We start from the raw sequence: 25871 nt of genomic DNA, 5'->3' as shown, positions 1-25871 counted from the left end.
CGAATCTGGCCCCGCATCGCACCCGCAACGCGAAGTAGGCTATTCGACATGCGCCGCGGGAGTTTCAAAGACGACACAGTCGACTATGCGGCCGTGGGCGCTACCCAGGCGGCGGATCTCATGCACTTTCCGCCTGAACGCAGCATTCCTGCGGAGCAGTCGTGGCGCATTGGCAGTGGCGAGACACGTTTTCGGGGTGCGAGTGAGACGCTGCTGTCGTGGACCGCGCAACGTGGAGCCGGGCTGGCCCTCACAGATGTCCGTCCCGCGTCCGGCCCGATGTACTCCGGGGTGAGCTTCGACGCCGACGGCACTCCGATCGCTCCGAGTCGCGCAGAGGCAGACCTTCGCTACGACGCGGACGGCACCCCGTACGTCGCCCCCGGGACCACCGTCCGTGTTCACGGCCGAGTCAGCGGAATGCGCGCCGACGCCGAACTGCGGGTTATCTTCACGATCGACGAACCTCGACGGGTTGGCTTCGCGCTCGGCACCGTCGGCGAGTCGGTCGTCAGCGGCGAAGAATCCTTCATGATCGAGTGGTACGAGAACGATCAAGTGTGGTTCACCGTTCGCGCATTCGACGCGCCAACGTCGCTGTTGTATCGCATGGTGCCTGCGCTCACGCGGCGGCGTCGCCGAGAGCTCTTCACGCGCTATCTACGAGCGATCTCGCCGCTCTACAACACTCCCGCGTGAGGGCTCGCTAGTGGGCTCGGCACTACCCGACGGCGAGCCAGTTCCTGAAGACGGCTCCCTGCCCCCTGACACACAGATAGATCTCGCGACCCCCTTCAGCGTCTATTTGCACGTTCCGTTTTGTAGAGTGCGCTGCGGCTACTGTGACTTCAACACCTACACCTCTGAAGAACTGCACGGCGCACGGCAGGATCAATACGCCGACACATTGCTGCGCGAAGTGAAGTTCTCGCGCAGTGTTCTCAGCCGCGCTGGCGGCATTCGTGCGGCATCCACTGTGTTCTTCGGTGGCGGAACCCCCACACTGCTACCACCCGGAGACCTTGCCCGCATGTTGAACGGCGTGCGGGACGCATTCGGGGTAGCACCCGACGCCGAGATCACCGTCGAGGCAAACCCCGACACAGTGACCGATGCGGTGGCAGAGGAACTCGCCGCGGCGGGTGTCACTCGGCTATCGATCGGAATGCAGTCAGCAGTCCCGCGAGTGCTGACCGCGCTCGATAGAACACACAACCCCGCGAACGTCACAACAGCCGTTGCCGCGGCACGCCGCGCTAACTTGAACGTCAGCGTTGATCTCATCTACGGCGCACCGGGAGAAACCCTCGATGATTGGCGCGCCTCGGTCGACGCCGCACTCGATTTAGAACCCGATCACATCTCGGCGTACGCCTTGATCATCGAAGCCGGCACGAAGCTTGCTCGACAGATCAAGCGCGGCGAAGTGGTGGCACCCGACGATGACGTGCAAGCTGACATGTACGAATACGTCGACGCCCGCCTCAGCGCTGCCGGACTCGATTGGTACGAGGTGTCGAATTGGGCCCGCAATCTTTCGCAGCGATCGCGGCACAATCTCGCGTACTGGCAGGGCTCCGATTGGTGGGGTTTCGGCCCTGGCGCCCACAGCCACATCGCTGGCGTGCGTTTTTGGAACGTGAAGCATCCAGCCGCATACGCTCAGCGCCTTGCGCACCAGAATTCGCCAGCGGCAGGGCGAGAGATTCCCGACGCAAAGGCGCGCACTCTCGAGGCTGTGCTGCTTCGAAGTCGCATTCGCGAAGGACTGCCGATCGACGAGATCGAGAGTGCATCTCGCACGAATATCGCTTCGCTGATTGCTGATGGGCTCATCGATGGCGCCTCGGCACTCAGCGGCACCGTCGTACTGACCTTGCGGGGACGGCTGCTGGCAGACGCGGTCGTTCGCCGGCTCACCGACTAGGCTCAGCGCACTTTCGGTGCGGGCAGCGAATCGAGGGCGTCGGCGCGGCGCAGGGCAACAGCCGTGGTAGCCGTGTCGTACAGCTGGGTCGTGCGTTGTGCGCCATAGGCAGGCCACCCGGGATCACCTGTGCGAATGAAACGCACCCAGTCGGCGTGCATTTGGTCGGCAAGCGCCTGCGGTGCAAGCCTGCCCGCCATGCGCACCGAATCTGCGGCATTCAGCTGATCGAAGACAAAGCCAATCTCGATCGCGTGGGCCGCTTTGAGCTCTCGCACCGGGCTCTGCCACGCAAACTCATAGACGAAAGAGTTCGCCCGGCGCTTTTCGGCAACGGAGACAGCGGCCTTGCGCAGAAGCACGTCGGTGGCAATCTGCCCAAAGAGCTCTCCGGTAGACGCGTGCGGCCATGCCGCCCGATACAGCTTGACTGCTCGTGACGAAATGCCCAGCGCCAGGCGACCGAGCTGGAACTTCAGGGTTGTGATGGCAGCGAGCGCTGCCGGCGGAAACCACAATCGATACTCGTCGGTGTTTGTGCCGATCAGCAAGGGAACCTCGACGTTCACCAGCGCCTCATGGGGTGACAGCGGCAAGGTATCAGGGTCAATGGCCAGCGCGAAACCAGGTGCCCCGCCCAGTGGGGAGCCGCCCGCGGACTGCTGCCTTCTCTCTTCGAGAAGAATCCTCGGCGTGATCTGCGCGAACGCATCTCGGGTCGCGGGAAGACCCAGCCGCTTGGCCAACGCTCGGGTCACGCGGCCGGCGCGCGCCATTGAATCGGCCACCAGCGGGGCGCTTTCGATCGCTGCGCCTGCAACCAACTTGACGGTGTCGGGGCGCGAGAGCAATGCCGCTACGATCGCGCCGCCAGCGGACTCTCCCACAATCGTGATGCGGTTCGGGTCTCCGCCGAAGTGCGTGATCTCGTCGTGAACCCAACGCAACCCGGCGGCGGCGTCTGCGAGTCCGAGATTGCATGGGGCGCCCTCGAGCACTGAGAACCCTTCAGAGCCGACCCGGTAGGCAATTGAGACGAACACGACACCATCGCGTGCGAAAGCTGAGCCGTCATACGCGCTCAGCGCGGGCGTTCCTCTTTCAAGAGCCCCGCCGTGAAACCACACCATCACTGGCAAGGAGTGCGCCTCGACGGGCGTCCACACGTTCGCCGTCAGAATGTCGTCGCCCGCAATCTCGACAGACGAGAGCAATTCGCCGATAGCGCCGGGATACGGTGACTGCGGCGCAGTCGCACCGAATTGGGTCGCATCCCGCTCTCCCTCCCACGGGGGAACCGGCTCGGGCAGCCGAAACCGGCGCTCGTCGAAAGGCGGCAGAGCGTACGGAATACCGAGAAAGCGACGAATGCCCCCGGATTCGGTTCCACGCACGTTTCCGGCGGTCAGGTGGAGCTTCGTCGTTGAACTCTGCGGATCACTCATCGCAGTCAGCGTAGGTGCGCACGAGGAAAAATGCCACACGCACGGGCTACGCTGACGCGTCAGGCGTCGAGCCGGTCTAGAATTGGCACTCACGGTTGAGGAGTGCCAGCGGGGAGGAACGTCATGGTCAGCGAACGTGGGCTCGAAGTGCTACGCGCCATCGTCCAGGACTACGTCGACACGCGCGAGCCGGTCGGGAGCAAGACGATCGTCGACCGTCATGCGTTCGGCGTCTCAGCGGCCACGATTCGCAACGATATGGCTCTCCTCGAAGATGAGGAGCTCATCGTCGCCCCTCACACCTCGTCGGGACGCATCCCGACTGACAAGGGATACCGCGTGTTCGTGGATCACCTTGCTGAGGTTCGCCCGCTCACTCCCGCCCAGCGCACCGCGATCTCTTCGTTTCTTGAGGGCCCGGTAGACCTCGATGACGCACTCAGCCGCACCGTGCGCGCCCTGACACAGCTCACCGGCCAAGTAGCGATCGTGCAGTACCCCTCGTTCGAGCGAGCGAATGTGTCTCACGTCGAACTTGTGCAATTGGGCAGTGGTCGGATGCTCGTGATTGTCGTTACCGACACAGGCCGCGTATCGCAACGGGTCAGCAATGTTCAAGACGAGTTCGATGAAACGGACCTTGGCCGCATGCGCGCTGAACTCAGCACGCTGCTGGTCGGTCGATCTGTGCGTGACGGCCTCCATCGCATCGAAACCCACCTGGCGCTGCACGACGATCCCACCAAGCCATGGGATGCCGCCACCCGCGTGCTCGCGCGTGCCGTAGCGGAAGACCTCGAAGAATTCCGGCAAGATCGCCTGGTGCTGGCAGGCAGCGCGAACCTCGCAAAACGAGAGTCGGACTTTCGTGGCAGCATCTATCCGCTCTTGGAAGCAATCGAACAGCAGGTGACTTTGGTTCGCTTGATGGGGGAGATGGTGGCCGATGAGCACGGGCTCGCCGCCAGCATCGGTCGTGAGAACGAAGCATTCGGACTCGCCGAAGCATCCGTTGTGACAAGCGACTATGACGCGACCGGCGCGGGAGCGCGTGTCGGATTGCTCGGACCCACGCGAATGGACTATCCCACAAACCTTGCGGCGGTGAGAGCGGTAGCCCGCTACCTCACGCGCATGCTCGAAGAAGACGACACGAGCCGCTGAAGCGCGCTCGCAATACGATCCCGCGCTCGTGCGCGGCAGGAAGGCGAAAGTGGCTGACCACTATGAAGTCCTCGGGGTTTCCCGAGAAGCATCCCTCGATGAGATCAAGAAGGCATACCGCCGACTTGCCCGGGAACTGCACCCTGATGTCAATCCGGGCGAAGACGCATCAGAGCGCTTCAAGCTTGTGACTCACGCTTACGACGTGCTGAGCAACGATGAGCAGCGTGCCCGCTACGACATGGGCGGTGATAATGCAGGCTTCGGCGGCGCAGGAGGATTCGGGGGTTTCAACGACATCTTCGAGACGTTCTTCGGCGGCGCAGGTGGTTCGCGGGGCGGTCGCCCGCGCTCAAGACGCGAGCGTGGTCAAGATGCACTGGTGCGGGTGACTCTCGATCTTGCTGACGTGGTCTTCGGTGTTCACCGAGACATCGAAGTCGATACCGCAGTGCTGTGCGAGACGTGCGAGGGCTCCTGCTGCCAGCCCGGTACGTCTCCGGTGACATGTGACATCTGCCACGGAGCGGGTCACGTGCAGCGTCAGGTGCGAAGCCTGCTGGGAAACGTGGTCACCAACCAGCCGTGCAACGTGTGTTCTGGATACGGCACCACGATCCCTTATCCGTGCGCCACGTGTCAGGGTCAAGGTCGAGTGCGCTCGCGTCGCACGGTGTCTCTCGACATCCCTGCTGGCGTCGAGAACGGTCTGCGACTGCAGTTGCCGGGCTCGGGCGAAGTGGGTCCAGCCGGTGGGCCCAATGGTGATCTGTACCTGGAGATCACCGTGAACAACGACGACGTGTTCTCACGCGACGGCGATGATCTGCTCGCGACATTGGAGGTGTCAATGAGCGACGCGATTTTGGGCACCAACACCACCATCGACTCTCTCGACGGCTCCGTAGACCTTGAGATCCGTCCCGGCGTGCAGTCCGGAGACGTGCTCACGATCAAGGGCCGTGGAATCACTCCCTTGCGCGGGTCCAACCGCGGTGACCTTCGAGTCGGCGTGCATGTGGTGACGCCAACGCGCATCGGCTCGAAAGAGCGCGCCCTCATCGAAGACTTCGCCAAGCGCACCCGCGCGCCAAGCCCCAAGCTCTCGGAGTTCCACCAGGGAGTCTTCTCTAAGCTCCGCGACCGCTTCCGAGGATGATCTGACGTGGCGTTGCACTTCTTGGTTGATGATCCGCTGCCGGCTGGAGTGGGCGAAACTGTCACGCTCACCGGACCGGAGGCCCATCACGCTGCTGCGGTGCGGCGCGTTCGCGCCGGCGAAGAAGTGACCGTCGGCGATGGTCGGGGCGGCTGGCTTCGCGGCACCGTGATTTCAGTCGCGCCCAAAGAGGTGTGCATCGCGGTCGAGGAACGCCAGCAGTTTGCAGAACCCCACCCTCGCGTGATCCTTGTGCAGGCGCTTGCCAAAGGCGACCGAGACGAACTCGCGGTGCAGGCAGCCACTGAACTCGGCATCGACGCGATCGTGCCGTGGCAGTCAGCTCGCAGCGTATCTCGATGGGACGCGGCAAAGAAGGCGAAGGGGCGGGCTCGCTGGGCGAGCATCGTGCGCGAGGCAGCCAAGCAGGCCCATCGCGCTTGGGTGCCCGAGGTTTCTGATGTGGTGACGACTGCTGCGCTGGTTGCCCGTGCTCAGTCTTCGCGAGTCGTTCTGCTCGAGCCCACTGCCACACAGCGACTCTCGACGTTCGAGGTGAAGGACGATCCTCGCGATCTGCTGCTGGTGGTCGGGCCGGAAGGCGGCATCAGTCCCGACGAGATCACCGCGCTGATAGGCGCTGGCGCCGACCTCGTTCGACTGGGCGAGACTGTGCTGCGCACCTCAACCGCGGGCCCGGCGGCGCTCGCGGTGCTGAGCGCGCGGCTCGATCGCTGGTGAGAAGCGTTTCTCTTCCGATGGTCCCACCCGCCGGTAGACTGCAGTGATGAGCGAACCCACGATTTTCACACGCATCTTCCGGGGTGAGATTCCGTCGGAGATCCTCGCAGAGACCGACAACGTGTTTGCGATTCGCGATATCGCCCCTCAGGCACCGGTCCATCTGCTCGTGATCCCCAAGACACAGCAGTACCGTGATGTCGCCGAGCTCGCAGCTGGAGATCCCGCGTTGCTGGCTGAAATGGTGGCGCTGGCCAAAGAGCTAGCCGCTACGCACGCGAACGGCGAGTTTCGGCTGGTATTCAACTCCGGCGAAACCGCTGGCCAAACTGTCTTCCACGTTCATGCGCATGTGCTCTGCGGTGAACTGACCGAAACGAGCGTCGGTGCCTGACGAACCAACAATCGACCGAGTATTTGCCGATGGCGTGGCCATGGTGCAGCTACTCGGACCTCAGGATCGCCTGCTGCGCGTCGTCGAAAAGGAACACCCTGAGGTCGACGTGCATGTGCGCGGCAATGAGATCACACTTTCGGGTTCCCGCGAAGCTGTTCAGGCCGCGCGAAGGCTGGTCGATGAACTGCTGGCAATGACCCAATCTGGTCACGACCTCGTTCCCAACGATGTCGCTTCTTCCGAGCGCATGCTTCGCACGGACGGTGGCCCACGGCCGTCCGAGGTTATGGGTGAGGCAATCGTTTCGTCGCGCGGGCGCATCATCCGCCCAAAGACGATTGGCCAGAAGGAGTATGTCGACGCGATCGAAGAGAACACCATCGTCTTCGGGATCGGGCCGGCAGGAACTGGGAAGACCTACCTCGCCATGGCCAAGGCGGTGCAGGCGCTGCAACGCAAAGAAGTCAGCCGCATCATCCTCACACGACCTGCGGTAGAGGCGGGGGAGCGGTTGGGCTTTCTGCCCGGCACCCTGAACGACAAAATCGATCCCTATCTGCGCCCGCTGTATGACGCTCTGAACGAGATGCTCGACCCTGAGATCGTGCCGAAATTGATGGCATCGGGCACCATCGAAGTTGCGCCGCTCGCCTACATGCGCGGCCGCACCTTGAACGACTCATTCGTGGTGCTCGACGAAGCCCAGAACACGACTCCTGAGCAGATGAAGATGTTCTTGACTCGTCTTGGATTCGGCACCCGCATGGTGGTCACGGGTGACATCACTCAGGTGGACCTTCCCCAGGGAACCTCGGGCCTACGCCTGGTCACGCGCGTGCTGAAAGACATCGAAGACATTCACTTCTCGCGCCTCACGAGCGCAGATGTCGTGCGGCATTCTCTGGTGGGACGGATTGTGGACGCCTACACCGAGTACGACGAGTCACGGCTCTCGGCGAGGCGGGAGCGCGACGAAGCCTCAGAGTTCGCGTCACGCGTGGAGCGCCGCGGCGGTCGCAAGCCGGGGCCGAGAGATCACCTTCCCAAGCGAGGACACTCATGACAATCGAGATCGGCAACGAATCCGGCATAGCGGTCGAGGAAGCCGTTCTGCTGCGGCTCGTTGCGCACAACCTGATGCAGCTCAACGTCAGCAACGATGCCGATGTCGCCATCATGCTGGTCGACGAGGGCGCGATGGAAGCTCTTCACGTGCAGTGGATGGACGAGCCAGGCCCGACCGACGTGCTGAGCTTTCCGATGGACGAGCTGCGCCCCGGCACGGAAGATCAGCCAACGCCTCCCGGTCTGTTGGGCGATATCGTGCTGTGCCCGCAGGTCGCGGAAGGCCAGGCCGTAGCGGCGAAACATTCCACTATGGACGAGCTGATCATGCTCACCACGCACGGATTGCTTCATCTGCTGGGGTTCGACCACGCCGAACCCGAAGAAGAGCGTGAGATGTTCGGTTTGCAGCGAGAGCTCATCGTGAGCTTCAACGCAGCCGAGCGACGACGACGCGCATGACTCCGCTGTTTCTTCTCGTCTTTGCAGTTCTCCTTCTTGCCTTCGGGTTTCTCATGGTCGCGATCGACGCTGCCATGGGCGTCACCTCGCGAGCGGACCTGTTCGAGCTTGCGGAGTCCGGCCGCAACGCTTCGTCTCTAGAGAAGATCGCCAATGACCCGGACGCCCACGCGAACGCAGTCATTTTCATCCGGGTGTTGGCAGAGACCACGGCCGCCGTGTTCGTCACCGTCGCGTTCACGCTCGTCTTCGAGAACATCTGGTGGGCTGTGCTCGCCGCCGCCGTGCTGATGACGGGCGTCTCTTACGTCGTGGTCGGCGCGAGCCCTCGAAATGTCGGTCGCCAGCATGCGAAGGGGTTGCTGCGCGCAGCAGCGGGAATCATTCGCGGCGTGCGCATCATTCTGGGACCGCTCGCGCACGGCCTGGTCGCCCTGGGCACGCGCATCACGCCCGGCGCCAGCCGCGGCACGTCTTTCGCGTCAGAGGAACAGCTGCTCAGCATCATCGATGAAGCTGCCGAGAACGAGCTCATCGAGCAAGATGATCGCCAGCTCATCCACTCCGTCTTCGACTTCACCGACACCTTCGTTCGCGCTGTGATGATCCCTCGCACCGACATGGTCTCAATCGACGCCCAGTCCGATACCCGTGATGCAATGCGCGTGTTTCTGGAGACCGGAATCTCGCGCGCTCCGATTGTCGACGGTGACGCCGATGATGTAGTCGGCGTGCTCTACCTCAAAGACTTGGTGCAGTTCGGCTTCCGCGACGAAAGCGGATGGCGGGATGCTCCCGTCAGCCGTATCTCGCGGCCGGCTATGTTCGTACCCGAATCGATGAAAGCAGAAACCCTTCTGCAGCAGATGAAGCGTGACGCGATCCACCTCTGCATGGTCATCGACGAGTACGGCGGGGTATCGGGCCTCGTGACTTTGGAAGATCTCATTGAAGAGCTCGTAGGCGAGATCGCAGACGAGTACGACGCGCGCATCGACGAAGTCACCGAGCTTGCTCCTGGTCAGTACCGTGTCAGTGCGCGACTCGGACTGGACGCGGTCGGCGATCTGTTCGGACTCGAACTTGACGACGAAGATGTTGATTCAATCGGTGGGCTTCTTGGCAAGGCGCTGGGACGCGTTCCACAACCGGGGGCGTCAGCCGAGCTCGGCGGCATCGCGATGACCGGTGGCGCGTCGCGTGGCCAAGGCCGCGGAATATCCACCGTCTTCGTTGAACGAGGGTCTTTGCCCGAAGAGGAGACATCGACCTCTCGTTCACCGCGGACGGGTGAGATTCGCACCGTCCCGTCTCGTAACGGCGATTCAAAGACGTCGAAAGACGCGAAAGACACCAAGGCGTCCAAGGACGCGAAGGACCCCAAAGCGTCGAAGGACGCGAAGCCATCCAAAGACGCGAAGGTGTCGAAGAAGGGGGATCGGTCATGACCGATACCAACCGATCAGGATTCGTCACGTTCGTCGGCAGGCCGAACGTGGGCAAATCGACTCTCACAAACGCTCTGGTGGGTGAGAAGGTAGCGATCACGAGCGATAAACCTCAAACAACGAGGCGCGCGATACGCGGTATCTTGAACCGTCCCGGGGGACAACTGGTCATCGTCGACACGCCGGGTCTCCACAAGCCGCGTACGCTGCTGGGCCAGCGCCTCAACGATCTGGTCGAGCAGGTGCTTGGCGACGTCGACGTGATCGGCTTCTGTGTTCCCGCCACCGAAAAGGTTGGCCCGGGGGATCGCCGCATCGCAGAGTCACTCGGCGGGTACGGACGTGCAAAGAAGGTGGCCATTGTCACCAAGACCGACGCAGCAAGCCGCGACCAGATCGCCGAGCGCCTCATGGAAGTCGACGCGCTGCGCGAGGACTGGGCAGCGGTCATCCCGATCTCCGCTCTCACGAACGACCAGCTCGACGTGGTTTCGGATGAGCTTCTCGCTTTGATGCCGGAGGGACCGGCCCTTTACTCGGAAGACATCGTCACCGATGAGAGCATCGACGACAGAATCGCTGAGATCATTCGCGAAGCCGCCCTCGACGGCGTGCGCGACGAACTTCCACACTCGATTGCCGTCATGGTGCGAGAGATTGCGCCCCGCGAGGGCAGCGATCTGACCGACATCTTCGCCGACATCGTCATCGAGCGCGACAGCCAGAAGGCGATCATCATCGGCAAGAAGGGCTCGCGCCTGAGCGACGTCGGTGCGCGCGCCCGCGCCCAGATCGAGCCGCTGATCGGCTCCCGAGTCTTTTTGTCATTGCATGTACGCGTCGCGAAGGAATGGCAACGTGACCCGAAACAGCTGGGACGGCTGGGGTTCTAGCTCGCGTCGCTTCGCGAACGGGTCTGTGCGGCAAATGATGCAACCCGGTGTACCCTGTAAACGTGCGTGCGGGCTTTCTGCTTCTTCTTAGCTGCCGCGACGAGGCCTCGATTTAGGGCCATCCTCGTCGCGGAGCTTGTCGTCGGCCCCTCTAATTTTTTGCCGAGAGAGAAGCATAATCATGGACAACGCTCAGCAGCCCTCAGGGATGCCCATCCACAAGTACCGCCCGTACCACGAACAATTCTCCGTTTCGCTGCCTGACCGCACCTGGCCAGACAAGCACATCGCGGTTGCGCCACGATGGTGCGCCGTAGACCTCCGCGATGGCAATCAGGCTCTCATCGACCCGATGAGTCCCGAGCGCAAGCGTGTGATGTTCAACCTTCTCGTCAGCATGGGTTACAAGGAGATTGAGGTCGGCTTTCCGTCTGCGAGTCAGACTGATTTCGATTTCGTCCGCCAACTCATTGAAGAAGACCTCATTCCTGACGATGTGACGATTCAGGTGCTGACTCAAGCGCGCGAGCACCTTATCGAGCGCACCTACGAGTCGATCGTCGGTGCGAAACAGGCGATTGTGCACCTTTACAACTCGACGAGTGTGCTCCAGCGTGAAGTTGTCTTCCGCTCTGATAAGCAGGGCATCATCGACATTGCCCTCGAGGGCGCTCGTCTTTGCCGCAAGTTCGAGGAGCGCATCCCCGAGACCAAGGTCTTCTACGAGTACTCGCCCGAAAGCTACACCGGCACGGAACTCGAGTACGCCGTCGATGTGTGCAATCAGGTCATTGAGGTCTTCGAGCCGAGCCCTGATCGCAAAGTCATCATCAACCTGCCGGCGACCGTCGAAATGGCAACGCCCAACCAGTACGCCGACTCCATCGAGTGGATGAGTCGCAATCTTGCTCACCGTGAGAATGTGATTCTCTCGTTGCACCCGCACAACGATCGGGGTACGGCAATCGCTGCTGCAGAACTCGGTTATATGGCGGGTGCCGATCGTATCGAGGGCTGTCTATTCGGCAATGGTGAGCGAACGGGCAACGTCGATCTTGTCGCGCTGGGCATCAACCTGCTGACCCAGGGCATCGACCCGCAGATCGACTTCAGCGATATCGATCAGGTGAAGCGAACCGCCGAGTACTGCAATCAATTGCCGGTGCACGAGCGCAGCCCGTGGGCGGGCGATCTCGTCTTCACAGCGTTCAGCGGCTCGCACCAGGACGCCATCAAGAAGGGTTTCGAGTCAATGGACGCGGCGGCGTCTGCCGCGGGTGTGTCAGTTGACGAAATCGAGTGGGCAGTTCCTTACCTGCCTATCGACCCGAAAGACCTCGGTCGCTCCTACGAAGCGGTCATTCGCGTCAACTCGCAGTCGGGCAAGGGTGGCGTTGCCTACCTGCTCAAGACGGATCACGCGATTGACCTGCCCCGCAAGCTGCAGATCGAGTTCTCGGGCGTAGTGCAAGGCAAGACTGATGCCGAGGGCGGCGAAGTCACGAGCGATCAGATCTGGTCCATCTTTCGCGACGAGTATCTTCCCGCCGACGACGCGGATCGCCGCTGGGGTCGCTTCGAGTTGGTTTCGACCCGCACGCAGAGCGACTTGTCTGGAGAAGTTGCACTCGACATCACACTTCGCGATGGCGACGCGCAACACGCAGCGTCTGGTGTCGGAAACGGGCCGGTGGCAGCGTTCCTTGAAATTCTTCGAACGCACGGCTTCGACGTCACGCTCTATGACTATGTTGAGCACACGCTGAGCGCCAGCGGCGACGCACAGGCAGCCGCCTACGTCGAACTCCAAGTCGACGGCGAACGGCTCTGGGGCGTCGGCATCGACGGCGACATCGCCACTGCGTCGCTCAAGGCAATCGTCTCGTGCGTGAACCGTGCCATCCGTACGCGCGAACAGGCAGGCGTGCTCGAAGCGGTCTGAGTTCGAAGCGGTTTGAGTGGGCGGTCACGGTTTGCTGGCCGCCCACCACGCAATTCAGGACTTGACGATCGGAATCGCCGAGGTTTCCACGGCGACTTTGCGGCGATAGAGCGCACGCTGTTCAGGCAGCGAAATATCGAAAATGACGGCGAGCAGCCTGATGACCGTTGTGACCGCGATGCCGATGATTGACGCGGTGGTCAGGTCGAGCCCGGCGGCATAGCTACCCGCAAGAACCAGCGAGCCCCCGAGCGCCGCCACGGCATAGAGCGAGCCGACATGCATGAGCGCGGTCGGCAACCCCATCATCGCGTCGCGAAGAATACTCCCGCCGACGGCGGAGCAGACGCCGACGAAGACCGCGGGAACGATCGGCAGGCCGAGCGTCAACGCCTTGCTCGTTCCGAATGCGCCAAACAGGCCGATCACGACCGCGTCGAGGCCGACGATCGCGGCGTTCAATCGGTGAAACAACCCGGCCATCAACATTCCTGCAAGGGCAGCCAGCGTTGCGGTCAACAGATACCAGTTGCTCTGCAGCGTGACCGGCGTGGTGTTCAACAGCAGATCGCGGATCAAACCACCGCCCATACCCATCACAACCCCGATGATGGCAACGCCCAGCAGATCCAAACGCCGCTCCCCGCGGAAGCCCGACGCAAATAGTGCTCCCTGAATGCCGCCGAGTCCCACGGCGATGAGGTCCGCCCACAGCGGAATGACAAAAGTCGGCTCGTTCACCGTTCCATTCTCGGTGACGCGCACCTTTTCAGTCGCCGCGGCGGCGCGGAGCGCCGCGATGTCTCTGCGCAGAGCGATAATCGATGGATGCCCACCTATCGCGATGAGATCGTCGTGCTCCGCACCCACAAACTGGGCGAGGCCGACCGCATTGTCACGATGTTGAGCAAGCGCAACGGCAAGATTCGTGCGGTGGCCAAGGGAGTCCGGCGCACCTCATCGCGGTTCGGTGCTCGTGTGGAGCCGTTCATGGTGGCTGATGTGCAGCTCTACAGGGGACGCAGCCTCGACATCATTCAGCAGGCAGAGTCGTTGGGTTCGTACGGCGCCGAAATCGTGGTGCACTACGACCGCTATACGTCGGCGCACGCCATGGTCGAAGCGGCCGACCGCCTCAACGAAGCTGAAGCGACACCCCAGCAATACCTCCTGCTCGTGGGCGGTCTGCGCGCTCTTGCCCAGGGCGCGCATGCGCCGCGCAGCATCCTCGATTCTTACCTTTTGCGCGCGATGGCGCTATCAGGCTGGGCGCCGGGGCTGACCGAGTGTGCACGTTGCGGTGCCCCAGGGCCCCACGACACCTTCCTTGCGCAGTCGGGCGGTATGGTGTGCGACTCTTGTGCACCCACGGGCGCCGCACGGGTGCACCCTTCCACTGCCGCTCTCTTGCAAGCGCTCATGGCGGGGGAGTGGGACCAGGTGGATGCTGCGGGTGCAGGAGCCTCGGCGGCAGCATCCGGCCTCATCGCGGCATACGCGCAGTGGCACCTTGAGCGCGGTATTCGCTCACTCAGTCAGATGTCGTCTCGTCGGCAGGAGAGTATTCGATGACCCCCAAGCCCTATACGCATCGCGACGCAGTTGCGTATCGTCCGATCGACTGGACGGGACTGTATCCCCCGGAGTATCCGAAGGGCGCTGTTCCCGAACATGTTGCCGTAGTGATGGACGGCAATGGTCGGTGGGCAAACAGACGCGGTCTCACCCGTGTCGAGGGACACCGCGCGGGTGAAGCCGCGTTGCTCGATGTGGTCGCCGGGGCGATACAGGCAGGCGTCAAGCATCTCTCGGTGTATGCCTTCTCGACCGAGAACTGGTCGCGCTCACCTGACGAGGTGAGATTCTTGATGGGGTTCAACCGAGAAGTCCTGCACCGCCGGCGTGATCAGCTCAACGAATGGGGTGTGAGAGTTCGCTGGTCAGGTCGAAAGCCCCGTTTGTGGGGGAGCGTCATCAAGGAGCTGCAGCACGCCGAGCGACTCACAGAGAACAATGACGTGCTGACCCTCACCATGTGCGTGAACTACGGCGGACGCGTGGAACTCGTCGATGCGATGCGCTCGATCGCCGACGATGTCTCTGCGGGCAGGCTGCGGCCATCTGCTGTGACTGAGAAGCTCATTCAGAAGCGGCTCTATCAGCCCGGCATGCCTGACGTAGATCTCTTCGTCCGCTCCAGCGGGGAACAACGCACCTCCAATTTCTTGCTATGGGAATCTGCGTACGCGGAATTTGTCTTTCTTGACACGCTCTGGCCCGACTTCTCTCGCGTCGACCTCTGGGAAGCGATCGATCGCTACCTCGGGCGGGACCGGCGTTTTGGCGGAGCAATTGACTCACCCGGTGCCTCGAAGCAAGTGCCTTCACCCGAAGATTGAGCTATTCGGAATACTGAGACCGGTTTCTGGCGTTCGACCAAGCATGACTGATTCCCTCAAAATTGATGTGTGGTCCGATATCGCGTGCCCGTGGTGCTTCATCGGCAAGCGGAACCTCGAAAGCGGAATCGCCGCGACCGCATCTGATGAGGACGCTCCAGTCGTAGAGGTGACGTACCACTCGTTCGAGCTGTCGCCCGACACTCCCGTCGATTTTGATGGCGATGAACTTGAGTTTCTCGCCACGCACAAGGGCATGGAGCGCAAACAGGTCTCTGAGATGCTCGAACGCGTGACGTCGGTCGCCGCCGAAGCGGGGCTTGAGTACAACTTCGACGTTCTCAAGCACACAAACACTGTGAAGGCCCACGAGCTCCTTCACTTCGCGAAGGCAGAGGGACGCCAGATCGAGCTTGCAGAGCGCCTGATGAGCGCCTACTTCACCGAAGGTCGCCACCTAGGTCGCGAAGACGAGTTGGTTTCGCTGGCTGGCGAAGTAGGCCTAGATACCGACAAGGCACGTGACGCCCTGCGCAGCGAACAGTTTCTCGAGGCGGTACGAACCGATCAGGCACAAGCGCAGGCATATGGCATCACCGGCGTTCCGTTCTTCGTCATCGAGGGAAAGTACGGCGTATCAGGCGCGCAGCCCGCCGACGCCTTCGCGCAGATAGTGCGCCAAGTCTGGAATGAGCGAGTCGAGACGGTCGACGCGTAACAGCAGTTCTAGCCTTTCGCAGGCAAGTTTGCTTCGATGGCTGAGATGACAGCAGGGTCGGTCGGCACCGTCTTCGGGCGAAACCGCACCACCTCACCCGAAGGTGTCACCAGGAACTTTTCGAAGTTCCACATCACGCGCCCTTTTTTACCGCTGTCGTCTCGCGACTCTTTCAGGGCTTTGTAGAGGGGGCTCGCGCCGCCGCCGTTGACCTTAACCTTGTCAGCGATGGGAAAACTGACGCCCCACGTGACGGCGCAGTAGTCGAGGATCTCTTCCATCGAGCCGGGCTCTTGGCCCAGGAACTGATTGCACGGAAAGCCGAGCACAGTGAAACCCTTGTCACCATAGGTGCGCTGCAACTCTTCGAGCTGAGCGTATTGCGGAGTCAAACCGCATTTGGATGCAACGTTCACGACGAGCACGGCTTTGTCGCCGAAGTCTGCGAGAGACGTCTCGTTGCCGTCGGCTCCAAGAAACGGAATATTGCGCGGGTCAGTCAGCGTCACCTCAGTCATATCAAAAGGCTAAGCCCTGGAACGTGCGAACGGCCGGTTTCCTCTGGGAGAATAGTGGACGTGACTACTCTTGCCGCTCCCGCGCGCTCTTTGCGCATCGGGCCGATCGTTCTCGATGCGCCGGTCGTGCTCGCACCGATGGCGGGCATCACGAATACTGCGTTCAGGCGTCTCTGCCGTGAGTATGGCGCTGGTTTGTATGTCAGCGAGATGATCACTTCACGCGCGCTTGTAGAGCGCAACGACACCACGATGCGGCTCATTACTCACCACGAATCAGAAACCCCGCGGTCGATCCAGCTTTACGGTGTGGATCCGACGACGGTTGCGGCCGCGATACGAGTGCTCGTCGAAGAAGACCGTGCCGACCACATTGATCTGAACTTCGGCTGCCCGGTGCCCAAGGTGACCCGCAAAGGTGGGGGCGCTGCCTTGCCTTGGAAGCTTGAGCTCTTCCGCGAGATCGTCACCCGGGCCGTGAGTGCGGCCGGTGACGTTCCGCTCACCGTGAAGATGCGAAAGGGAATCGACTCCGATCACCTCACTTACCTCGAAGCTGGCCGCATCGCCGAAGGCGCCGGGGTAGCGGCGGTTGCGCTGCACGCTCGCACCGCGGCGGAGTTTTACTCGGGATCGGCGGACTGGTCGGCCATCGCAAAGCTCAAAGAAGCACTCACCGATGTTCCAGTTCTCGGCAACGGTGATATCTGGTCCGCAGACGATGCTGCGCGAATGATGGCCGAAACGGGATGCGACGGCGTGGTTGTCGGTCGAGGCTGTCTCGGTCGACCGTGGCTGTTCGGCGACCTCGCTCGCGCTCTCGGCGGTCCGGATGCCGCAGCAGGCCCGCCCGTCGATGCCACGCTCAAGTTCGTGGCTCAGGCCTTTCGCCGGCACGCTGAGCTCCTCGTCGACTTCTTCGACGACGAAGGCCGCGGCTGCCGCGACATCCGCAAGCACGTTGCGTGGTATTTCAAGGGCTATCCCGTCGGCGGGGAGCTTCGCGCACGCTTCGCGACGGTATCGACGCTTGCCGAAGTTGATGAGCTGATCGAAGAACTTGATCTGGATGCCCCCTATCCCGGCGCTGCAGCCGAAGGGCAGCGAGGGCGAGCCGGCACGCCCAAACGCCCCGCATTGCCCGAAGGTTGGCTTGACTCGCGCGCGCTCGGTGCTGAGGCGACGAGCACGCTTGCTGAAGCGGAGCTGGACAACAGTGGTGGTTGATCCCTCGATTGCGGCTGGCACAGCGTCACAGCGTCCCGCCGGGTACGACGATCACGACGCCGCTCGCTTTTTCAGCGAGCACCATCGCTCGAAGCGAGACGACTTCGCTCGGGATCGCGCGCGGGTGCTGCACTCAGCCGCTCTTCGCCGCCTGGCGGCCAAGACACAGGTGCTGAGTCCCGCTAGTCCCGCTGATTTCGCACGCAACAGGCTGACTCACTCGCTCGAAGTGGCGCAGGTAGGGCGAGAATTGGCCACCTCGTTGAACCTGGCTGCCGACGTTGTCGACACTGCGTGTCTGAATCACGACCTCGGCCACCCTCCGTTCGGCCACAACGGCGAGCGAGCGCTCAACGACTGGGCCGCTGATATCGGCGGGTTCGAGGGCAACGCTCAAACTCTGCGCATCGTCGTGCGTCTCGAGCCGAAGGTGTTCGATGACGCTGGCCGTACCCACGGCCTCAACCTGACCCGCGCGAGCCTTGATGCCACATGCAAGTATCCGTGGACGCTGGACAACCCGATACCTGATCCGGGCGGTCGGCTTAAGTTCGGTGTCTATCCCGACGACGAGGATGTTTTTCACTGGATGCGCGAGGGCGCCCCCGGCCGAGTGCGTTGTATCGAGGCCGAAGTGATGGATCTGTCGGACGACATTGCTTACTCTGTCCATGACTTTGAGGACGCGATTGTCAATGGCTACCTCGATCCGGCCACGCTGACCAACACCGCTGACCATGATTCGTTGCTCACCGCCATTCAGACCTGGGTCGGGTACGACTTTGCTCGCGATGAGCTGAACGATGCCTTGTTCAGGCTCACCAGCATGCCTGTGTGGATTGATTCGTTTGACGGCACCCGAGCGTCGCTCTCGCAGCTCAAGAACCTCACCTCGGATCTCATCGGCCGCTTCGCACGCGCCTCGACGACCGCAACCCGCGAGGCCTACGCCTCTGATGTGCTGACGCGCTATCAGGCACACGTAGTGGTGCCGCGTGTCATTGAAGCCGAGATGGCGGTTCTGAAAGGAATCATCGGCGCGTTCGTTGTGTCAATCGAAGGCCGCAAGGAGCTCTACAAAGAGCAGCGGCGCATGCTCAAACGACTGGCCACGGCGCTATGGGAATCGCCGGGTGAACTCGACACCCTCCACACCGAAGATTTCGAGCACGCTGCCAATGATGCCGCGCGGCGCCGCGTGATCATCGATCAGGTAGCCAGTCTCACCGATCAGGTGGCCATCGCATGGCACACCACGTTGGTAGGCGAAATCGACCCCGCGGCCGTCGGTATCTGGTCGCCCATCGCGCGACCGCACGTGGGTTCCTGATGGCAGGACGCATCAGTCAGCGCGACGTCGACGAAGTCAAAGCCCGGACCGATATCTCCGAGATCATCGGCGAGCGTGTCGCCTTGAAGTCGGCGGGCGTGGGCGCCATGAAGGGGCTGTGCCCATTTCACGACGAGCGTAGCCCGAGCTTCAACGTTCGACCCCAAGCGGGCTTCTACCACTGCTTCGGCTGTGGCGAATCGGGCGACGTCTACTCGTTCCTGCGCAAGATGGACCACCTGTCTTTTACTGAGGCCGTGGAGCGACTCGCGGGGCGAGTCGGGCTCACTCTGCACTACGAAGACGGGGGAGCGGCCCCGGAACAGTCCGGACGCTCGCGCCTGTACGCCGCGAACGCCGCCGCAGCTGAGTTCTTTAGAGCGCAGCTCTCCAGCCCTGATGCCGACACGGGGCGCCGCTTTCTCGGTGAGCGCGGGTTCGATGCGGGTGCCGCTGCGCACTTTGGCGTTGGGTACGCCCCACAAGGATGGTCGTCACTGCACCAGGCGATGCGCGCCAAGGGTTTCTCAGACGAAGAGCTCACCAACGCTGGCCTGGTCTCTCAGGGGCAACGTGGCGTATACGACCGGTTTCGCGGACGCCTCGTCTGGCCGATTCGCGACGTGACCGGCCAGGTCATCGGATTCGGTGCACGCCGCCTTTTCGATGACGACAAAGGCCCCAAGTATCTGAACACTCCTGAGACGACGATTTATCACAAGGCGCAGGTGCTCTACGGTCTGGATCTCGCCAAGCGTGACATCTCGCGCCAGCATCGAGTCGTTGTTGTCGAGGGTTACACCGACGTCATGGCTTGCCATCTCGCTGGTATCACCACGGCGGTGGCAACGTGCGGCACCGCCTTCGGTTCAGATCACATCAGTGTGCTGCGCAGAGTAATGGGCGATGACTCTACAGCGGGCGAAGTCGTCTTTACTTTCGACCCGGACGCGGCTGGCCAGAAGGCAGCTTTGCGGGCTTTCGCTGACGCCAAGCGCTTTAATGCGCAGACCTATGTGGCGACCGGCCCTGAGGGTCTGGACCCGTGCGATTTGCGCCTGCAGCGCGGCGATGCCGCTGTGCGCAGCGTGATAGAAACGAAAATCCCCATGGTTGAGTTCGTGATCGATCAGCGCATTGCTGGCTTTGATCTCGCGAGTGTCGAGGGGCGAGTCGGAGCATTGCGCTCTGCGGCACCCGTTGTCGCCGAATTGCGCGATCAGCTCCTGCAGCCAGAGTACGTGCGCGTGCTTGCCCGACGATTGGGCCTCGACACCGAAGATGTGCGCAGAGAAGTCGAACGCGCATCGCGCGCAGGTCGTGACAGCAGCGCGGAGCGCAATACGCGCAGAACTGCCTCAGCGGACGCTTCGTCATCTGACGGTGCCGAACCCGTCGCGCGCATCACGCTCGCATCGTTGCCGCGCACCTCAGGCGCGGCTCTCGAGCGAGACGCTCTCATGGGTTTTCTGCAGTTTGGGCATCGCATGGATGCCGAACTCCTGGCTCGCGCGGTGGCGATTGACTTCGCACACCCAGCTTTGGATGCCGTGCGAAAGGCTATCGCGGCAGCAGACGATCTAGACAGGCCTGGATGGGCTGCCGACGCAGTGGGCACTGTGCGCGAGCCGTATCGTTCTGTCGGTGGTGAACTGTTGGCAGCCGACTTTCCGGCGCTCACCGACGCCGCCGCAGTTGCGTCCACCATTGCACTCGCGCGACGGCTCGTGCTTCGCTCCATCGATCGGCACAAGAGCGAACTACTCGGCGCAATTCAGCGAGTCGCACCTTCTTCTGAGGAGGGTCGAGCAATTCGCATGCAGCTGCGGGAGCTCGACGCTGAGCGTCAGCGGCTGCACAACGACGCCTAGTCCCGCTGGCAATCGCTTCCGAGCCAAGGCAGGATGAGTGGATGGGCAGACCTAAAGACCCCGAGGTAGCGATTCGCTGCGTGGACCTCTCCATCTCACGCGCCGGCCGCCTCGGAGGCTCCCAACGCGTGATAGACGGTGTCTCGTTCGCGTTGCCGCACGGCCAGGCTATTGCGGTGATGGGACCCACCGGCTCGGGCAAGTCGTCACTCGCCCGTGTGCTGTCTGGAACACGAGAAGAAGCGCTCTCGGTCGCCGGCGGTGACGCGGAGGTCGAGGGAATTTCGGTGCGCCGACCTGGCCGCTCTCACCGCGTTCTCACCTACCTCACCGGCTATCTGCAGCAATCCGCTGGCGCCCGCCTTCCCGCGCGTCAAACCGTGTCGGAGGTGATCAGCGATCCGATCACGAGTCGCGATCGGAACGTCAACTCGCGTGCGTTGGCCGTGCGGGTCGCGACGCTGCTCGATGAGTTACTCTTGCCCCTCGGCTGTGCCACCAAGTATCCATACGAGCTGAGCGCGGGAATGCGCCAGCGCGTTGCGTTTGCCCGGGCTCTGGTGTTGCAGCCACGCATTTTCATCGCAGACAACCCTTTCGCGAACATGGATATCGAGGTGCGCAAGACCGCAATAGATGCGATCGCCCAGCGGCAGCACGATTACGGCATGTCATCGGTCATCGTGACAAATGACGTCGACGTGTTGCGCCAGCTGGAGACGAACGTGATGGTGTTGCGCGCGGGCCACACCATTGGCTTCGGCCCCGGAGTGGATCATGTGGAGTGGACTCCGGGTGAAGAGTCCGAACGGAAACTTTTGGTGCCTTGATGTCACGAGCACCCTCAGAGCTTTGCTAAGATAGTTGGGTTGCCACCGCGCAAGCAAGGCATAATCCTCCATAGCTCAATTGGCAGAGCAATCGGCTGTTAACCGGTAGGTTCTTGGTTCGAGTCCAAGTGGGGGAGCGAGAAGTCCACGTCATCTGCGTGGGCCCTCACCTAAGACCCGGGCTTCCACCCCGGGTCTTTCTCGTTCGCCCACGGGTTTCGGTGGACGCTCGTATTTCGGACAAGGAATCGCGAAGCGATCCCGCAAAGCGATCACGCAAAGCGCACAGAGATGCCGCGAAGGGCACAGAGATGCCGCGGCGCGCTATCGCTCTAAGCGTCGAGGTTGTCGATGCCGGGTGTCCACGCCGCGCCGGGCTTGGCCCATCCTCGCTTTCGCGCGATCTTCTGCACGGTTTTCCAGTCAGAATCATCGAGTCGATCGATGTACAGAATGCCGTCGAGGTGGTCGAACTCGTGCTGCATGATCCGCGCACGCCACCCATCCACTTCGATGCGAATCGATTCGCCTTCGAGATCGGCGCCGGTGACGATCACAGAATTGGAACGACGAAGCGCGAAACGCTCACCCGGAAAAGACAAGCATCCCTCTGACTCCTCGTCAGGGTCAGGATGCCCGGGCTCAAGTGGCTTCATCCACAACTCGGGGTTGACGATGACCCCGCGCCATGGATTGCCGTCATCGTCTTCATAGTTATACGTGTAGATGCGCAGTCCTGCACCTACCTGCGGTGCTGCCAGGCCGACGCCGGGTGCAGCATCCATCGTCTCGAACATGTCAGCCACGAGACTTCTCACCTCGTCGGTGATCGCTTCTACGCGCGACGCAGGTGCATGAAGTACGGGATCGCCCATGATGCGAATCGGAAGAACTGCCACGCCTTAAGCCTACCGAGCAACGGCAACGGCTAGTGTCGTCATGTGATGTGGGCAGCAGAAGGGTTCGACAGCGTGGGTGACCAACTCGTCGGTGTCTTCGCGAGTCCGGATTTGCTCATCGGAATTCCGTTGGCGTTGCTGGGTGCTGTCTTCATGTCGTTCGGTGCGCAGTACCAACACCGTGGGGTCACAAAAGTCGAGCAGATGAGCGGTTCCGCCGCGGCGCAGGGATTGAGCGGTGCCCAAATGGCGCGCCTGCTCACACGCCCTTCCTGGGTGATCGGCTCGCTGATGCTCGGTCTTGCGATAGTGTGCCAGCTCGCTGCGCTGTCATATGCGCCGCTGATTGTGGTTCAGCCCCTCGGGGCGATCGCACTCGTCATCACGACTCTGCTCAACGCGCGCATCAGCGGTCACAAGCCCACAGGTCGCTCGCTCACTGCAATCGCGGCATGCGTGGGCGGCATCTTCGTCTTCGTTACCCTCGCAGCGCTTTTCGCCACAGAGAGCCCTGTCACAGACCGCCAGCTCATCACGATTCTGCTCCTGCTCGCAGCGGTCACGATCGTTTTCGCGATCCTCTGGGTCTGGTTGCGTTCGCGCATGGGCGCGCTGTTCTACATCGTCGCCGCTGGCGTGATCTACGGCTTCGTCGCGACGTTGGCCAAAGTCGTCATCAGCAGGATCCAGACCGGCGACTTCGAGTGGCTGACTTTCGTGTGTTTGGCTTCACTGATAGTCGGTGCGATCCTGGGCGCCTACTTTGTGCAAACGGCATATTCATCGGGCCCGCCAGATCTCGTGATCGCGGGGCTTACCGTCGTTGATCCGATCGTGGCGATTCTGATTGGGATTTTTGTGCTCGGCGAAGCAGACGGTGCGCCAGTGTGGGTACACATCGCATTCGCCGTCGTGGGTGCTGTCGCGGTGTGGGGCGTGTTCCAGTTGGCGCGATACCACCCGCAGGTGGTCAGTGCGAGCGCGGAACTCCCTATCGAACGCGGGTCTGAGCCCTTCTCTGATTCAGGGCAGCCCAAGACTGGTTCGATTCGCGTCACTGAGGCGGTAGCGAAGGTCTGGCCCGACCCGCCGATAAAGGACAAAGGCGACGGTACGTCCTCGCATTGAGCAGGGCCATACTCCCGTTAGGCTGGAGATGTACGGGGCGGTGGCCAAGCTGGTCAAGGCAGCGGGCTCATAACCCGACGATCGTGGGTTCAAGTCCCACCCGCCCTACCGATGAAGGAGCCGTCCTGTGGGCGGCTCCTTCTGCATTTCGCTAGCGCATCGCATCGCCGATGTAGGAGTACTTGAGGAAGACCTCCGCGGCGATGCCGGCTTCGTCTAGCACGCCCTGCGCGGCCGTCAACATATAGCTCGAATCCCACCCCATGTAGAGGTGGTGGCTATCGTCGAGTTGGTCCCACTGGCCGTTCCATGACCGGGCTTCGTACACCGGACCGCCGCGGCGAGCGTTGTACGAGATCACGGCGTCACGCGAATCAGCCCAGAGCCGCTTGAACACGCGATTGAAGAGGTACTTGATGTCTGGAACTTCCCAGTGCTCGCCTCGATACTCCACGTAGGCGAACTCTCGTTCCCATCCCGCAGGCCAGCCGCGGCGACGAACGGCGTCGAGGATCGGAGTCAGTCCGTCGTCGTCAATCGCCAGCTCACCGGGACGCCTCCAGACTTCGATGAAACGCTCGACGAGCGCGGTTGAGCGCGCGGCGATCGCTGTCGTGTTCCAGGCAGGAACAGCGTCAAGTGCAGCCGTCAAGGTCACGGTGCTGCGCGCATAGAGGCGGCGCTTTGCCGCGTACGACTTGTCGAGCGCGCTGAGCGCAAGCTCATCTTCGAGCAAGGTGAGGTTGCCGATGGTGTCGGCGAGAGCGCGGTGGCTATTCTGCTCATCGTCGGAGAGTTCCGCCCAAGTACGTACTCCATCGCCGCTCCACGAATCGGCTGGAGCAGCGGGAACGATGTGTTCGATGCCCAGGCCGTTGGTGGTGTGGAGATCAGCGAGGCGACCGAGCACGTACGCAGGGTAGGGCAGAGGTGAGTACTTCAGCGCGACGCGCACCCGCGCATCCGACGGTGTGACGCGTTCGAACGCCCGCTCTAGCGCCTGTGCGCCGCTGTCTCGTGCTCGACAGAGTCGGGCAACAAGTCGATCATTGCTCAACCCGACAACCGCACGTCGCAGCGCCAACGACTGCACATTCTCAATTCGCGAGATGAAGCTCTCGCGCGCAAGCGCTCCATCGAGCAAGTCCGCGTAGTCACGCATGATCAACGGGTACATGCTTGAGCCAAAAGTCTTGGCAAAGTGGAGTTGCCGAGAAAGCTCCGAATCGGGAGCCTCTTCGGGATTCATCAGTGTGCGATACACCTCAGAGTATGACCGCCACTCATGCGCATACGCGCGCAGCTGGGCAGCTTCGATGCGCGGGAACACCTGACGGAACGTGTCGTAGACACCGCGCCCACCCGCAACCGAGACCTCGCGCCCAGTGACCATCACCAGATACTGTCGCCAGAATGCGGCGATCGAGTCTCCGGTGTTGCGCTCGATCGGAATCCAGTACTGTTCTTCGATCTGTCGCTGCTCGGTATGAGACAAGCCCATCAGTATGTAGTTGTGAATCAGTTCGTGGTCTCGCAGCGGCTCGCCCGTGGAGTTGAGACTCTCGAAGATCTGCTGAGCGTTGGCACCGACACCCAGAGTGATGGCGACATGTTCGAGCTTCTGCAGGCCCCGCCAAATTCGAGGCGCCTCCTCGACGCTTATCTGGCTGCGAAAGAACGCGTAGTTGTCATCGAATCGCGACTCGCGGTGCGCACCTTGCGCGGGCGTCCGATCGAGCACGACGTCTTCGAACACTTCGGCCCAGGCACTATGCGGACGCAGTTTCGTTCGCCGGCCGTCTGCGGGGGAGACCAATACCTGCAACAGTTCGTCAGCCAGTTCAGGATCGGTGGGACGCACGGTGTGGTGAAGCGCCGAGATCAACAACATCAGGGTGGTGAGTCGCTGCTGCCCGTCGATCAATACCAGTTCCGCACCGGCGCCTGATCCCGCGTCGCCGCTGAGGCTCGAAAGTATGGAACCGATGAAGTGCATGTGGCTGGCGGGGGAATCCGCTGCGGCGCGCACGTCAACGAGAAGGCGCTCACAACTGCCGATATCCCAGCGGTACTGCCGCTGATAGACCGGAACGACAATGCTCCAATGCCCCGTCGCCAACCAGGTGATCGTGTTGGTTGCGGTTGCGTCGATGTTTGTCGCGTTGAGCATCGTGTGTCTTTGTCCCTCCTGGCGCTGCTGAATCCCCAGCAGGGAGACCCCATCCGTCGATCGAGTCTACGGTGTGTCCTGCCCTACAACCGCTATTGCGCGAGCGGTACGCTTGCCTAAGTAGGGCCTGTAAAAACG

24 protein-coding genes and 2 tRNA genes are annotated in these 25871 nt (G+C 62.0%); 21 read left to right on the top strand and 5 right to left on the bottom strand.

Annotated features, from left to right (window positions below):
- Positions 1-48: 48 nt before the first annotated feature.
- Both WDU96_RS08195 and hemW read left to right on the top strand, forming a co-directional pair.
- Positions 49-699 (top strand): DUF1990 family protein, encoded by a 651-nt coding sequence (locus WDU96_RS08195; protein WP_337338005.1) that lies wholly within the window; start codon positions 49-51, stop codon positions 697-699.
- Between the two features lie 10 nt (positions 700-709).
- Positions 710-1927 carry a radical SAM family heme chaperone HemW gene (gene hemW / locus WDU96_RS08190; protein ID WP_337338004.1) on the top strand — a complete coding sequence of 406 codons (1218 nt, stop codon included), beginning with the start codon at positions 710-712 and terminating at the stop codon, positions 1925-1927.
- 2 nt (positions 1928-1929) lie between these two features.
- Here the strand turns inward: hemW and WDU96_RS08185 are convergent, their stop codons facing one another.
- On the bottom strand, positions 1930-3372 hold the full coding sequence (locus WDU96_RS08185; protein WP_337338003.1) for a carboxylesterase/lipase family protein: 1443 nt from the start codon (positions 3370-3372) through the stop codon (positions 1930-1932).
- Positions 3373-3495: 123 nt separating this feature from the next.
- On the opposite strand from WDU96_RS08185, the gene hrcA reads away from it, so the two are divergent.
- The 9 genes from hrcA (at position 3496) to leuA (ending at position 12643) form a co-directional block, all read left to right on the top strand.
- Positions 3496-4536 carry a heat-inducible transcriptional repressor HrcA gene (gene hrcA, locus WDU96_RS08180; RefSeq protein WP_337338002.1) on the top strand — a complete coding sequence of 347 codons (1041 nt, stop codon included), beginning with the start codon at positions 3496-3498 and terminating at the stop codon, positions 4534-4536.
- Positions 4537-4585: 49 nt separating this feature from the next.
- The gene (gene dnaJ, locus WDU96_RS08175; protein ID WP_337338001.1) at positions 4586-5695 is read left to right on the top strand and encodes a molecular chaperone DnaJ; all 1110 of its coding nucleotides are present in this window, start codon (positions 4586-4588) and stop codon (positions 5693-5695) included.
- A gap of 6 nt (positions 5696-5701) precedes the next feature.
- Positions 5702-6436, top strand: a complete 735-nt coding sequence (locus WDU96_RS08170) for a 16S rRNA (uracil(1498)-N(3))-methyltransferase (RefSeq protein WP_337338000.1) — start codon at positions 5702-5704, stop codon at positions 6434-6436.
- A gap of 46 nt (positions 6437-6482) precedes the next feature.
- Positions 6483-6830 carry an HIT domain-containing protein gene (locus WDU96_RS08165; protein ID WP_337337999.1) on the top strand — a complete coding sequence of 116 codons (348 nt, stop codon included), beginning with the start codon at positions 6483-6485 and terminating at the stop codon, positions 6828-6830.
- Positions 6831-6870: 40 nt separating this feature from the next.
- Positions 6871-7896 carry a PhoH family protein gene (locus WDU96_RS08160; protein ID WP_337338415.1) on the top strand — a complete coding sequence of 342 codons (1026 nt, stop codon included), beginning with the start codon at positions 6871-6873 and terminating at the stop codon, positions 7894-7896.
- A complete protein-coding gene (ybeY, locus tag WDU96_RS08155; RefSeq protein WP_337337998.1) occupies positions 7893-8360 on the top strand; it encodes an rRNA maturation RNase YbeY in 468 nt (155 codons plus the stop codon). Before WDU96_RS08160 ends, ybeY begins: the two co-directional genes overlap by 4 nt.
- Positions 8357-9808: a hemolysin family protein gene (locus tag WDU96_RS08150; RefSeq protein ID WP_337337997.1), complete on the top strand. Its 1452-nt coding sequence runs from the start codon at positions 8357-8359 to the stop codon at positions 9806-9808. Before ybeY ends, WDU96_RS08150 begins: the two co-directional genes overlap by 4 nt.
- Positions 9805-10701 (top strand): GTPase Era, encoded by an 897-nt coding sequence (gene era, locus WDU96_RS08145; protein ID WP_337337996.1) that lies wholly within the window; start codon positions 9805-9807, stop codon positions 10699-10701. The genes WDU96_RS08150 and era overlap by 4 nt, the downstream gene beginning before the upstream one ends.
- 181 nt (positions 10702-10882) lie before the next feature.
- Positions 10883-12643: a 2-isopropylmalate synthase gene (leuA, locus tag WDU96_RS08140; protein ID WP_337337995.1), complete on the top strand. Its 1761-nt coding sequence runs from the start codon at positions 10883-10885 to the stop codon at positions 12641-12643.
- A 54-nt stretch (positions 12644-12697) separates the two neighbouring features.
- Here leuA and WDU96_RS08135 read toward each other — a convergent pair whose 3' ends face one another.
- Positions 12698-13384: a trimeric intracellular cation channel family protein gene (locus WDU96_RS08135; protein ID WP_337337994.1), complete on the bottom strand. Its 687-nt coding sequence runs from the start codon at positions 13382-13384 to the stop codon at positions 12698-12700.
- Positions 13385-13471: 87 nt separating this feature from the next.
- On the opposite strand from WDU96_RS08135, the gene recO reads away from it, so the two are divergent.
- From recO to WDU96_RS08120, 3 genes are read left to right on the top strand one after another with little or no spacing between them, the layout of a single operon-like run.
- Positions 13472-14215 (top strand): DNA repair protein RecO, encoded by a 744-nt coding sequence (gene recO, locus WDU96_RS08130; RefSeq protein WP_337337993.1) that lies wholly within the window; start codon positions 13472-13474, stop codon positions 14213-14215.
- Positions 14212-15042, top strand: a complete 831-nt coding sequence (locus WDU96_RS08125) for an isoprenyl transferase (protein WP_337337992.1) — start codon at positions 14212-14214, stop codon at positions 15040-15042. The genes recO and WDU96_RS08125 overlap by 4 nt, the downstream gene beginning before the upstream one ends.
- A gap of 43 nt (positions 15043-15085) precedes the next feature.
- Positions 15086-15760 (top strand): DsbA family oxidoreductase, encoded by a 675-nt coding sequence (locus WDU96_RS08120; protein WP_337337991.1) that lies wholly within the window; start codon positions 15086-15088, stop codon positions 15758-15760.
- Between the two features lie 8 nt (positions 15761-15768).
- On the opposite strand, the gene WDU96_RS08115 is transcribed toward WDU96_RS08120, so the two are convergent.
- On the bottom strand, positions 15769-16278 hold the full coding sequence (locus tag WDU96_RS08115) for a glutathione peroxidase (protein WP_337337990.1): 510 nt from the start codon (positions 16276-16278) through the stop codon (positions 15769-15771).
- Between the two features lie 60 nt (positions 16279-16338).
- Between WDU96_RS08115 and dusB the strand changes: the two genes are divergently transcribed.
- The 5 genes from dusB (at position 16339) to WDU96_RS08090 (ending at position 21673) form a co-directional block, all read left to right on the top strand.
- Positions 16339-17505, top strand: coding sequence for a tRNA dihydrouridine synthase DusB (gene dusB / locus WDU96_RS08110; protein ID WP_337337989.1), 1167 nt, complete (start codon positions 16339-16341; stop codon positions 17503-17505).
- Positions 17495-18835: a deoxyguanosinetriphosphate triphosphohydrolase gene (locus WDU96_RS08105; protein ID WP_396668870.1), complete on the top strand. Its 1341-nt coding sequence runs from the start codon at positions 17495-17497 to the stop codon at positions 18833-18835. Before dusB ends, WDU96_RS08105 begins: the two co-directional genes overlap by 11 nt.
- Positions 18835-20706 carry a DNA primase gene (gene dnaG, locus WDU96_RS08100; RefSeq protein WP_337337987.1) on the top strand — a complete coding sequence of 624 codons (1872 nt, stop codon included), beginning with the start codon at positions 18835-18837 and terminating at the stop codon, positions 20704-20706. The genes WDU96_RS08105 and dnaG overlap by 1 nt, the downstream gene beginning before the upstream one ends.
- A 41-nt stretch (positions 20707-20747) precedes the next feature.
- Positions 20748-21536, top strand: a complete 789-nt coding sequence (locus WDU96_RS08095; protein ID WP_337337986.1) for an ATP-binding cassette domain-containing protein — start codon at positions 20748-20750, stop codon at positions 21534-21536.
- A gap of 64 nt (positions 21537-21600) precedes the next feature.
- A tRNA-Asn gene (locus WDU96_RS08090) sits at positions 21601-21673 on the top strand.
- 195 nt (positions 21674-21868) lie between these two features.
- On the opposite strand, the gene def is transcribed toward WDU96_RS08090, so the two are convergent.
- Positions 21869-22435 (bottom strand): peptide deformylase, encoded by a 567-nt coding sequence (def, locus tag WDU96_RS08085; protein WP_337337985.1) that lies wholly within the window; start codon positions 22433-22435, stop codon positions 21869-21871.
- Between the two features lie 45 nt (positions 22436-22480).
- Here def and WDU96_RS08080 point away from each other — a divergent pair, with 45 nt between their 5' ends.
- Entirely contained in the window at positions 22481-23563 is a 1083-nt protein-coding gene (locus WDU96_RS08080) for a DMT family transporter (RefSeq protein WP_337338414.1), read from the top strand.
- Between the two features lie 34 nt (positions 23564-23597).
- Positions 23598-23671, top strand: a tRNA-Ile gene (locus WDU96_RS08075).
- Between the two features lie 43 nt (positions 23672-23714).
- On the opposite strand, the gene WDU96_RS08070 is transcribed toward WDU96_RS08075, so the two are convergent.
- Positions 23715-25733, bottom strand: a complete 2019-nt coding sequence (locus WDU96_RS08070) for a DUF262 domain-containing protein (RefSeq protein WP_337337984.1) — start codon at positions 25731-25733, stop codon at positions 23715-23717.
- Positions 25734-25871: the final 138 nt, after the last annotated feature.

This window comes from Microbacterium marmarense (genome assembly GCF_037204165.1).
Lineage (GTDB): Bacteria > Actinomycetota > Actinomycetes > Actinomycetales > Microbacteriaceae > Microbacterium > Microbacterium marmarense.
This window is presented reverse-complemented; position numbering and strand designations above follow the sequence as displayed.